Annotated in this window: 12 protein-coding genes; 2 read left to right on the top strand and 10 right to left on the bottom strand. The window is 40.1% G+C overall.

The features are described from left to right. Window positions 1-377: 377 nt before the first annotated feature. Complete coding sequence (locus tag JOD18_RS12200; RefSeq protein ID WP_204669304.1) at window positions 378-599, bottom strand: hypothetical protein; 222 nt, start codon at window positions 597-599, stop codon at window positions 378-380. Between the two features lie 142 nt (window positions 600-741). Between JOD18_RS12200 and JOD18_RS12195 the strand changes: the two genes are divergently transcribed. Next, window positions 742-1,494, top strand: a complete 753-nt coding sequence (locus tag JOD18_RS12195; protein WP_204669303.1) for a polysaccharide deacetylase family protein — start codon at window positions 742-744, stop codon at window positions 1,492-1,494. Window positions 1,495-1,599: 105 nt separating this feature from the next. Here the strand turns inward: JOD18_RS12195 and JOD18_RS12190 are convergent, their stop codons facing one another. Further along, window positions 1,600-2,196, bottom strand: coding sequence for a KinB-signaling pathway activation protein (locus JOD18_RS12190; protein WP_204669302.1), 597 nt, complete (start codon window positions 2,194-2,196; stop codon window positions 1,600-1,602). Between the two features lie 195 nt (window positions 2,197-2,391). Here JOD18_RS12190 and gerD point away from each other — a divergent pair, with 195 nt between their 5' ends. Beyond that, window positions 2,392-2,997: a spore germination lipoprotein GerD gene (gene gerD / locus JOD18_RS12185; protein WP_204669301.1), complete on the top strand. Its 606-nt coding sequence runs from the start codon at window positions 2,392-2,394 to the stop codon at window positions 2,995-2,997. A 170-nt stretch (window positions 2,998-3,167) separates the two neighbouring features. On the opposite strand, the gene JOD18_RS12180 is transcribed toward gerD, so the two are convergent. The 8 genes from JOD18_RS12180 to JOD18_RS12145 form a co-directional block, all read right to left on the bottom strand. Next, window positions 3,168-4,214, bottom strand: coding sequence for an Mrp/NBP35 family ATP-binding protein (locus JOD18_RS12180; protein WP_204669300.1), 1,047 nt, complete (start codon window positions 4,212-4,214; stop codon window positions 3,168-3,170). A 146-nt stretch (window positions 4,215-4,360) separates the two neighbouring features. Then, the gene (cwlD, locus tag JOD18_RS12175; protein WP_204669299.1) at window positions 4,361-5,065 is read right to left on the bottom strand and encodes an N-acetylmuramoyl-L-alanine amidase CwlD; all 705 of its coding nucleotides are present in this window, start codon (window positions 5,063-5,065) and stop codon (window positions 4,361-4,363) included. Between the two features lie 548 nt (window positions 5,066-5,613). Continuing rightward, window positions 5,614-7,077: a sulfatase family protein gene (locus JOD18_RS12170; RefSeq protein WP_204669298.1), complete on the bottom strand. Its 1,464-nt coding sequence runs from the start codon at window positions 7,075-7,077 to the stop codon at window positions 5,614-5,616. A 46-nt stretch (window positions 7,078-7,123) separates the two neighbouring features. Then, the gene (locus JOD18_RS12165) at window positions 7,124-7,822 is read right to left on the bottom strand and encodes a carboxylesterase family protein (RefSeq protein ID WP_204669297.1); all 699 of its coding nucleotides are present in this window, start codon (window positions 7,820-7,822) and stop codon (window positions 7,124-7,126) included. 21 nt (window positions 7,823-7,843) lie between these two features. Then, window positions 7,844-8,839: a substrate-binding domain-containing protein gene (locus tag JOD18_RS12160; RefSeq protein WP_204669296.1), complete on the bottom strand. Its 996-nt coding sequence runs from the start codon at window positions 8,837-8,839 to the stop codon at window positions 7,844-7,846. A 60-nt stretch (window positions 8,840-8,899) separates the two neighbouring features. Beyond that, a complete protein-coding gene (locus JOD18_RS12155) occupies window positions 8,900-9,721 on the bottom strand; it encodes a carbohydrate ABC transporter permease (protein ID WP_420827802.1) in 822 nt (273 codons plus the stop codon). A gap of 11 nt (window positions 9,722-9,732) precedes the next feature. Beyond that, complete coding sequence (locus tag JOD18_RS12150) at window positions 9,733-10,620, bottom strand: carbohydrate ABC transporter permease (RefSeq protein WP_204669294.1); 888 nt, start codon at window positions 10,618-10,620, stop codon at window positions 9,733-9,735. A 50-nt stretch (window positions 10,621-10,670) separates the two neighbouring features. Then, window positions 10,671-11,894 (bottom strand): sugar ABC transporter substrate-binding protein, encoded by a 1,224-nt coding sequence (locus JOD18_RS12145; RefSeq protein ID WP_239588089.1) that lies wholly within the window; start codon window positions 11,892-11,894, stop codon window positions 10,671-10,673. Between the last annotated feature and the right edge of the window lie 166 nt (window positions 11,895-12,060).

Below are 12,060 nucleotides of genomic sequence, written 5' to 3'. Positions count from 1 at the left end.
ATATAGTTGTCTTGTGCTCGCTTTTGACAAGCTAGCATATTGCTTTTTTCTTCTTTTACATACTGGTTGTTTTGTTCAGTTTTCAATGATCAATGTTATGATGTCATTTTGCGACGAAATATAATATATCATGTTGATAATAGTAAGTCAATACTATTTTTAATCTTTTTTTAACAGCTTTGAAATATTTCATTCTCAAATTGACGACAAGAAATAATATACCACATCGATCTTTATAGAGCAATAGCTTTTTTTCATTTTTTTATAAAATATGAAATATTGTTAAAAGACGGCCTGCCTCCCCGTCTGATCCCCCTTTTTAGCCAATAAAAAACTATATCTTATATCATACGAAAAAGATATAGTTCAGGCAAACATTATTCCATGATCAATTTATGAGGTATATATTTCTTTATTTCTTCTTCACTGGCTACTCTTGTATATAGATGAAAAATGGTTTTATAACGTTCCTTCATCGCCTGCTTAACAAGCTTATCAATACGTTGATCTTCTAAATCTAACAATAATTCTTCCAACTCACGCTTAATAATGTATTGTAATTCCTGCTGTTCATTTTCTGTAATTAATAAACCTAACATGGCTTTCACTCCTAAACATTCCTTTGATACTAACTTCCCCAGCACTATTATTTCTATTCCTGTTTTATTGAGAATTCAAACATAATTCCCTCATTCGCCACATACACTTAAGACAAGCATAAGCCATTGGAGGAGATATGAATTGAGACGTTTATATATTATTAGTATACGAAAAGCCTTGTTGTTGATCCTGCCTATTTCCTTTTTTATCGCCCTTTTTTTATTCCTCGAATCTAACTACACAACAACCGTATTCTCCACCAAGGATAATCCCAGGGCATTACAAGCAGGGAATGAACAAGCCAATACTGTTGCCCTTACTTTTAATATCAGCCACGGGAGTGAACAGCTCCTCCCCATTCTAGAGCGCTTAAAAAAGGAAGAAGTGATTGCGACATTTTTTGTTAGCGGTGAATGGGCAGAACGTCATCCTGATTTGTTAGAAAAGATTGCCGAAGAACAGCATGAAATTGGCATGCTGGGTTATCAATATATATCTTACACCGAGCAAGAACCTGAAGAAGTAAGCAAAGATTTGAATAAGGCACGGGATACCTTTTACAAATTGGGTTATGAAGATATCTATCTGCTGCGCGCACCAAATGGACATTTAAATAAGGAAGTCGTATCCCTAGCCGAACAACAAGGATTATCTGTCATACATTGGAGTTTAAATCCTAACGATTGGAAAAATCCAGGAACTAAAAAAATAGCTGAGGACATTCTTACCAATGTTCAAAATGGAGATATTATACTTTTGCATGCCTCCGATACAGTAAAGCAAACAGAAAAGGCCTTGGAAATCGTCTTGCCTGCCATTAAAGAATCTCGGGATTTTGTTACAATTTCCGAATTGATCAGTCAAACAGACACCCAACAAGAGCTGTTGGAATAAAAGGGTGAACAACTTGGCACTACAGTGTAAAATAAACCGCTCAGCCTATCTCCAACCGAATACTGATAACTGTGTTAACTTCTATAATCACACAAGGAACAGACCTTATGCAGTCTGTTCCTTGTGTGTTAAACGATGTAATATAAGTAATTGATATGTATTACATAGTACTAATGGGACAATCATTAACCAGGCATAATCTCCATCATTTGTACGCAAACCCGGAACCCATTCAATCGATGTAATCACGACCATGAAAAACAAGGCAGGAATAAATGCCTTTTTATGTGTTTCCTTCGCTTTTAACCAAGCAATAATCAAACCATAAATAAACAAGGCAATTGCTGTTATGATAAACATAGTTAAACTGCCTGTTTCTACACCCCGGTAGCGAAAGTAAACGAGATCAAACAAAGCAAAAGCAATAATGCCAATTTGAACAATCGGCCAATAACTGCGAAATATTCCTAAAGCAAATTGATTAACCGTTAAATAGGCAAAGAAACCCATCTGACTAACCAAGCTAAATACAAAGCCCAGTGCAAGAAAAAAGATCAGTAAACCCAATATTTCAAACCAATCGAATGGGCTTATAAATTCTGCATACACACTCGATTTCACAAAAAAACTTGCGATTAGTGTAGATACCCCACCAACCGTTAAAGTAGAAAAGAACAACCTTACTACATCACGACTTTTCAAAATAATATCCTCCTACAGTACCTCGTCATCAATAAAAGGATCAGCCTTCACTGATGAAAGTCTCACTTTTATGTACGTCCTTATCACGTATTTTAACACGTCTTTTGTTTTTTTTCTTTCATCATACATATTTAATTATAAATGACTCCATATTATAAATACAGCTTATTTTTTTACAGAAAGGTAGCGGTAATAGTGTACCGATTTATTTATATAGTATTGTTAGGTTTATGCTTATTAACAGGATGCAATAATACTCAATCAGAGGCAAAAGAGAACACCGATTACGAGAACACCAAGAAAATGGTAGCAGATATACTAAAAACAGATGATGGCAAAAGGGCGATTACAGAAGTCTTGGCTAGTGATGACATGCAGCAGACCTACGTCATTGATACAGGCGTCGTCAAACAAGCGGTAACCGAATCGCTCTCTTCTGATCAGGGGAAGGAATTTTGGACAAAAATGTTCCAGGATCCTACGTTTGTTGAGCCTTTTGCCACTACATTACAGGATCAGCAAACTGAAGTCTCGAAGAAACTTATGAGCGATCCTGAATACCAAAAGAAAATGATGGAAATTCTGAGTGACCCTGAAATGGAAAAGCAAACCTTAACCCTATTGACAAGTCAACAATTTCGCGAACATTTGGGGACGGTTATAGAAGAGACGATAAATTCCCCTATGTTTCAAGCCAAAATAGCAGAGATGCTCTCCAATAGCGGCGGTGGCGGCAATCAGAGTTCACCCGCACCAGGAAACGACAAGGGAGTAGCTGGTAAAGAAGAAGAGAACCAATAATAAGAATTTGAATCCTAAATTGGTCTGTTATATCTTACACATGACTTCAGAGGATACTCAAACGATTGGTAACTCTCGCACATGAAAACAAAAACCACATGATATCAAGTAGGTGCTGCACCTCAACACAGACCTATAAGATTTCATGCGGATTTACTTAACCCTAAAAGTTAGAACTGCTTAATGATCTGCTTAGCCACTTCAATATATTCCTTGCCATTCGGGTGGTCTTCCTGATATACAGACGGGGCAAAGACATCTTTTTCTTGATAAGGCTGTTGTAAGGATAAACGGCCAATGACCTTTGTATCTAAGGTTTCTGCTAATTTATCCCCTCCGCCTTTCCCAAAGACATATTCTTTCTCACCAGTTACCTTGCTTTGGAAATAAGCCATATTCTCAATTACACCAAGTATTTCATGATCCGTGTTTATAGCCATTTGCCCTGCCCGAGCAGCTACAAAAGCTGCCGTCGGATGTGGTGTCGTCACAATCAATTCTTTTGATGACGGAATCATGTTGTGGACATCTAATGCCACATCTCCTGTACCAGGAGGTAAATCCAGCAGTAAGAAGTCTAATTCACCCCATTCTACTTCTTTAAAGAAGCTGGTCAACATCTTACCTAGACGAGGACCGCGCCAAATTACCGGCGAGTTATCTTCTACAAAAAATCCCATCGACATAACCTTCACACCGAAGCGTTCTACCGGAATTATTTTATTACCTTTCAGTTTTGGACGTTCCTCTACCCCCATCATATCTGGAACACTAAAACCATAGATATCGGCGTCAATAATCCCTACTTTTTTTCCAAGACGAGCCAAAGCAACTGCCGTATTAACGGTGACCGTAGACTTACCTACGCCGCCTTTTCCACTAGCAATAGCCAGAAACTTCGTCTTGGAGTTCTTCCCTAACAAAGAGGTATCTTCTTCCTGTGTCGGTTGAAATTTTGCAATTACCTCATCTGGCAGCTGACTGAAACGAAGACCAACTGTCACCGCTCCAATCTGTTTCAGTGCCCCTACCAGTTCTTGCTGAAGTTGCATTTGCTCTGCCGTATTTATCTTAGCAATCGCCAATTTCACACTAACATGGTTTTTCTCTGGCTTAATTGTTACCTCTTCAATTCCATCTGTTTCTTTAAAAGTCTTATGTAAAAATGGATCTTTCATCTTATGCAGAAGTTCCATGACTTGTTGTTCTGTTACCATTATTGGTCACCTCATTTGTATACTATAGCTTATTGTTAGTATAACATAAAAGTGCAGTTCCCATCAGCAGAGGCGCTTTTTATTTAGCGGGAGATGGTGCAGGTTCCTTTATGGCAACAGCTGCCCATCCAGCCCGTCCATATTATCTACTCAGAAGTGACATATTGCAGGATGCCTTCATATATACTAGCAGCCATTTGCCGCTGATAGTCAGCTGATTGTAATAATTTGCGCTCTTCCTCATTAGACAGGAATCCAATTTCAACTAAGGCACCTGTTGTTTCGGAATGTTTCAACAAATAAATCTGCTCAATGGCCAAGGCCTCTCGGGTCGTGTTTTCTAAATTCCGTTTGATTTCCGATTGAATTGCCACGGCTAATTGCTTATTCGTTTCTTGCCTTGGATGATAAAAAGTCTGCGCCCCTCTCCATTGTTTATCTGGCAAGGCATTTAAATGAATACTTAAAAACAGGTCTGCTTCTTTGTCCTTAATAAAGGCCACACGGTTATGGATATCTTCGGTTTTTCTGCGCGACAACCCTTGTGTTTCAGCCTCGGCTAAATCATAATCTCCCTCTCTGGTTAAATAAACAATAGCACCTGCTTGTTGTAAATAATCACGAATATGTTGGCTCACGATTAACGCTATCTCCTTTTCTTCTGTTTGATCCGACCCCTTGGCACCGCCATCTGCTCCACCATGTCCTGGATCTATCACAATCGTTTTGCCGGCTAATGGCAGCGACCAGGTCTGCGATGAATCCATCGTTTCCTGCATGGGATATTGAATAAGAATAATTAACAAAAAAAGACCGAATAACCAAGCAATGACGCCAAGTGGCTTAGGCATGTGCTTTTCCCCTTTCCGACAATCTGACTGGCATGAGTACCCGCCAAAACAGATATTATGCTACATAATATATGGGACAAGCGACGCGATTATACCTATAATCAGCTAGTAAATATCTTCTTACATAAAAAGAAAGACAGATGAAGCTAAACGAGTTGGAGATCGCCTTGTTTTCAACAATAGGACAAGCCTTTATTTGTTTTAAACCAATGTGTTTCATCGCTGAAAATCAGCATACAAACGGACAGATGCTTAAATGAATACCCAGCTGTACCCAAGATTGAATTAAACGGAAAAGTATATTATCCGTATGAACAATTTATGGAATGGATCACTTCAAATAAAACCTATAAACAATAAACCTAGCATACGATTTGGTGCGTTAATTAAACCCCCGAATAAAATATTGTTATACAAAAAGATAGATGCATACAGGTCTTGTCCCGTTCATCTATCTTTTTCTTTTACACTATATACAACTACTTAACATGATGCTGTATAAATATTTTATTGAATCTTCCTAAAATTCTATAAGCAGTTCCACATACTTATTTTAATTGTTCGGCATATTTCTCTTCCAGTTGATCTGCACCTGCTTCACGCCCTGTGTTTCTGAGATGCTTTAGATATCGTTTGAGATCTGCCGGTTTTGCATGGTATGGACCGCCTTCTTTAATAACCGTCCACATAGGATCGACATCATATTTCATCGAGAACATCATCTCATCATGCCATTCATTTAATAGGTAAACGGCTTCTTTACAGATATCCTTTCTTTGGGCAGCCAAATTGTGCTGTTCATGAGGATCATCAGCCAAATGAAAAAGCATTTCCTTTTCAAACAAATGAAAACCATCATGATAGGTACGAATATATAACCAGTCATCAAATCGTACACTGCGTTGACAAACATGTGCATTTTGTGAGAACACGACATAATCCCTGCCAGCACGTTCGCGCTCCTTCAATACAGCCGCATAACTTTGTCCATCCCAAGAATCACGCGGTTTCTGCTGCAGTAAGTCAGCTAAGGTTGGACCCAGATCTAAATGGTAATGCAAATCTTCATCCACATGGCCTGACTGCAGCCCCGGCCAGCGAATAATCATTGGCAGACGGCACGTCATTTGATCCGCCGTACCATGCTCGGCGTAAATACCAAGTTCACCCAAATTTTCTCCGTGATCAGCTGTTATAATAATAACTGTTTCTTCTAATACACCTTGCTCTTCTAGTTTGGCAAATACCTTACCTAAATGTTGGTCTAGGTAATGCAAACCTGTGTCATAGCCATCGATCACACGCCTTAGCCCTGCTTTATCCGTAATCTCACCCGGCTGCCGCGGAAAATCAGGCTGCTCTCTATTGTCATACATATTAATTTCCCGTGCTGAGTGCGGGCCGATACTTTCTAAATGGGTTGCTAGCACATCGTCTGTGATCCACTCTGGTAAAGGATCGTCCTTAAAGGGATCACCAAATGATTCTGGCACTCTATAAGGTGTATGCGGATCCCAATAATTGACATATAGAAACCAATCATCTTGTCCTTGATGGCAATCTAACCAGTCTAAAACGGTCGGGGTCACCTCTTCTGCTGATTCACCGCCCGTTTTACCGGTATTATACATTTCATTAAAACCTGCATAAAACTGCCAGGAAGAATGCCGTTCCGCAAACGGACTAATTAATGCTGTCTTCATCCCTTCCTGTCGAAAGATCGTCGGCAGACTATCGGTCTTCAATGTATCAAAAAACTCACGATCCTCTCCCTCTAATCGCATATCACCGGCTGTTCCGCCATGCCCGATATTACCGGTGTGGATACCGAACCTGCCCGTCATCAGTGCATTTCGCGAAGGGGCACACGGCGCATCTGTTGTATAATAATTAGTAAAACGGACACCTTCTTTCGCAATTTTGTCAATGTTTGGAGTAGTATTGCGATGGTAGCCGTAACATCCCATATGATCAGGTCTAGTCGAATCTAAATCTAATAATAACACTCGCATTATTTAGCCTCCTATGTATTTAACAAGTTTTATCAACATACAGTCTTTACCTGCCTTGTTTAAACAGCCAAGCATATAAACGCGGATCTTCAAAGGCAGGTACCCAGGAATCATGGCCAACCTCAGGGTAAATCGTTAATTGCACATGGTCATTGAACTGCTTTAGAAAATCGATTATTTCTGCCGTTTCGTCTACTGGCACCACATCGTCAGCCTCTCCATGAAAGGCCCATATCGGCAGATCCTTCAAAACATGGAGTTGCTTCCATATGTCATCTTTAGCCAAAATTTGCGGAAACTCTTCCAGACGATGAGCAGGTAATGTGATTGAGCCGCAAACAGGCACCATGGCCGCAAACCGATTCGGATATTTTAAAGCGAGATGCCATGAACCAATAGCCCCCATACTTAAACCAGTCAAATAGATACGCCGTTCGTCTACCGGATAGGACACCATGATCTCCTCTAATAAATCGCTTACAATTTGCAGTTCTTCCGTCCAATAAGAATCCTCTGCACATTGCGGCGCCACAAAAATAAATGGCGCCTCTTGATAATCTGGTTCTGTCATCTTCATTGCAAATCCGTGGTCTGTCACCTTAGTTAAATCCGTTCCCCGTTCACCAGCTCCATGTAAAAATAGAACGAGGGGCCAACCTGCTGTTTCATGTCCTGCCTGTTTTGGTGCGTGAAACAAGTAAGGCAGTTCATGGTCTGCTTGTACATATTTCTTTTTGATTAACATTTGATCATTACCTCCTATGGATTACCCTTTTCTTGCAAGTACTGAGTCTCTGATAACTAACTCTGTTGATAATTTGTACTGTTCATTAATCTGTTTCCCCTCTAACAGCTGTAAAATAAGGTGCACCGCCAATGCGCCTACTTCATACTTCGGCTGTTTCACCGTGGTTAATGTTGGGGAGACATACTCAGAAAGCTGGATATCATCGAAACCGATAATTGATATATCCTCCGGCACACGAATCCGACTTTCTTTAAACGCTTGTAAACCCCCTATAGCCATTTCATCATTGCCATAGAAAATAGCAGACGGTAATTCCCCCTGAGCAATAAGGAGCCTTGTTGCTTTATAGCCGCCTTGTTTGGTGAAATCTCCCTTTAGATTCCATTTCGATTGCTCAGCAATTTGATGTTTAACAAGCGCCTTTTGATATCCCTTCAAACGCTTTTTATTATCGTAAGAATCACTAGGTCCGCCTATAAAGGCAATATGGCGATGCCCTTGTTGAATCAGATACTCAACCGCCTTAAAGCTGCCATCTTCATTATCTACTTCCACATGATAAACATGTTCGCCTTGCACCTTCCGATCAAGCACCACAAGCGGGAGCCCGCCTTGTGATGCTTGTAGAGTAACAGTATCACTAATATTATTCGCCAAAATAATCGCACCATCGACACGCTTTTCCATCAAAAACTTTACTGCTGTCGACTGCGTGCCGCCTATCGAGCTGCATGCAATTAAATCAAAGCCATTCGCTGTCGCAATATCCTGCACACCTTTGATTAATTCGGAGTAAAAGGGCCCAGATAAATCGCTCAATATGAGGGCAATCGTATTCGTTCTTGTCCGCTTCAGATCCGATGCCATGCCGTTTTTTCGATAATGCAATACCCTGGCCGCTTCTAACACTTTCTCTTTGGTCTCCTGACTGATCCGGCCATTGTTATTCAAGGCATAAGAAGCAGTCGACACCGCCACACCGGCCAATTTTGCTACATCTTTAATAGTTGCCACTGCATCTTCCCCCTTACTACTACACTGCGTTTTTCTTTCATTATAACATTTCCTGTCGGTTTATTTAATGCCCGAAATGTTAAAGCCTTCCATAATATATTTCTGGAAAATAATAAAAATAATGATAATCGGCACAACCATAAAGGCGGAACCTGCCATTTGCAAACCATAATTGGTCACATGCTGATCCTGTAACAATGCCAGACCAACAGATAGTGTATACAGCGATTGATCATTAGCTACAATCAATGGCCATAAGAAGCTATTCCATGCGGCAATAAAGGTCAGAATAATCTGTACAGCTACCACTGGCATTGATAACGGGAGCACCAAGCGGAAGAAAATATAAAACTCTCCTGCGCCATCTAATCGTGCTGCTTCTATTAATGCATCCGGGATCGTCACCATAAACTGCCTAATCAAGAAAATATTAAAGGCTGCTACCAAACCAGGGAGCACAATCCCGCTCATTGTATTTGTTAAGCCCATTTCATTTAAAATTAAATACGTAGGCACCATGGTAACTTGAGCTGGCAGCATCATCGTTAATAAAACGACCACAAACCAGGCTTCTTTTCCTTTAAATTGAAACTTACCAAATCCATAACCAGCCATCGTATTGAATAACAAGCCAATCATGGAACAGAAGACAATAATCAACGTATTTACTAAATAAACGTCAAAATTTAGATTCTGAAACAAATTAATATAATGCTCTAACGTTGGATCTTGAGGAAACAATGTCGGCGGAATACTCAATACTTCTTGGTCATTCTTAAAAGAACTTAAGATCATCCAAACAAACGGAAGGGAAACTAAAATACCGCCAATCGTTAACATCACTATAACAATGGTTTTCTCTAATCTTGTTCGTAAGTACATCCTCATTCACCTCACAATGATTGATCTTTATTTCGGAATTTGAACTGAATCAATGTCGCAATAATAATAAACGCAAACAAGATAAACGACGCCGCTGCACCATAACCGAACTCACTATATTGGAAACCTTCCTGATAAATAAACAAGGCAATGGAATTCGTACCATTTAACGGTCCGCCGTCTGTCATAACAAATGGTTCTTCGAAAAACTGCATCCAGCCGATTAAAGTAGTAATCGTCACAAAGAAGGTGGCAAAACTCATCGATGGAATCGTTATATATCTTAGCTTTTGCCATCTATTTGCTCCGTCAATATCTGCTGCTTCATAATAGGAACGCGGAATCGATTGTAAGGCTGCCAAGAAGATCAACATACTTACTCCATTACTTTTCCAAACAGCTAACAGAATCAAAGACAATTTAGCTACAAACGGATCTTCTAACCAAGGTATTCTTCCTATATCAACTAGAGATAATAAATAGTTGAACAGACCATATTCCTGGTTATATAAGAAGCCCCACACAACCGCAATCGCTACAATATTCGTAACAGATGGTACATAGTAAATCACTCGGAAGGTCGAGGCTAACCAGCTGCCTACTAAGTGAAGGAGTACCGCAATCAGGAAGGAAGATCCAACGGACAACGGCACACCGATAATCACATAGAAAAAGGTATTCCCTATAGATTGAAGAAAGTTGCCGTCACTCAGCAAATTAATATAGTTACGGATACCAATAAAATTAATTTCGGAGTAATTCGCCAAACCAACTAAATTGGTATCTGTAAAGCTGATCACCAAAGCTACAATAATAGGTAAAAAGGCGAACAGCAATAAAATAGCAACGGCCGGGCCAATAAATAAAAATGGTGTCATTTTTGTTTTGAAGTTATTCATCTTCTTTTCTCACTCCCTTTTCAGGTAGATGCGAATGTTGTGCATCCTGCTTATCTGTTTAAAATACTATCCGCTTGACTAATAAACTCTTCCAGCGCCTCGTCAATATCTTCGCCACCACGATTTATTTTCTCCAGTGTATCCAAGAGCTCACCGCCAATTCGTTCATACTGCGGAATAAGAGGTAATGGTTGTGTCGCCTCTAGCTGTTCACCAAATGTCATCACCATTTCATTATCGGCAAGGACGGGATCCTCCCACGCCTCCTCATTTGCTGGCAATTCACTAAAGAACTCATACCATTTTATTTGTGTGTCCGGATCAGCCATCCAGTTAATAAAATCAAGTGCTTGTTCTTTCTTTTGGGAGTTATGGAAGACCGTTAAATGAGCACCACCCATCATGGAATGATTATTCTCAGCAGACGGCATCACACGTATGCTCCAGTCCCCTTCAATCTCAGGCGCCCGTTCTTGAATCGTTCTTATATCCCATGGCCCACTGAAAAACATCGGTTTCGATCCATCACTAAATGCCTGAAAGAATTCCTTCCCTTCTCCTAATTGGGAATACCCTTTGTCGTAAAACAAGTGATGTAATGCTACTGCATCACGAAGGCTTGACTTTTCAAAGTTAGCGGCCTGTTTGTCCATCTCATAATCCCAGCCTTGCTGCCACGCCAAAATAAAAGGGAATTGTGGATCATCATCTGGTAAATCAATAGCATATTGTCCTTCTCCCCGTGCCGCTAATTTTTCCGAGGCCTCAATCATTTCATCCCATGTAGATGGTCCTTCTGGATAGCCTACCTCTGCCAACACATCCGTCCGATAAAACAATGCCCTCGTATCAACATACCACGGTATACCAATTGTCTGACCTTCAAACTTTGTCGAGGCCACAGCACTGTCGAAGAAGTGTTCCGCACCTAGATTCTCATAATCATCTACATAATCCGTTAAATCCAGAAAAGTACCCGCTTCTGCAAATTCCGCTATCCAAGTTGTACCTATTTGTAAGACATCAGGCCCTTTTCCGGAAGCAACTGCCGTCACTAATTTATCATGTGCATTGTCCCAAGGTATGGCTTGCACCTCTACGTTCATTCCGGTTTCTTCTTCATATTCTGTTACAAAATCACCCAACCCATCTGACATGGTCCAAACTTGAATGGTGTTCTCATCCGTATTTTCGTCATCTGAAGAACAAGCTGCCAAAGCTATCATGATAACGCCAAATAGAAACAATCCTACCATCTTTCTCTTAAGTGTCAATGTCTTTCCCTCCTAAATAGGTTATTTATTATGGTTTGTATGTCGGCTCCATTTCATCAAATCATTTGGATCATTTCTTTCATGTTTTTGTTAAAAATCATTGAAACGTTTCGACAAATTCATTATAATAAATCTTGTAACCGTGTGCAAGGATTTTTTTAATTCA

It is taken from the genome of Gracilibacillus alcaliphilus, from assembly GCF_016909015.1.
GTDB lineage: Bacteria > Bacillota > Bacilli > Bacillales > Amphibacillaceae > Gracilibacillus > Gracilibacillus alcaliphilus.
This window is presented reverse-complemented; position numbering and strand designations above follow the sequence as displayed.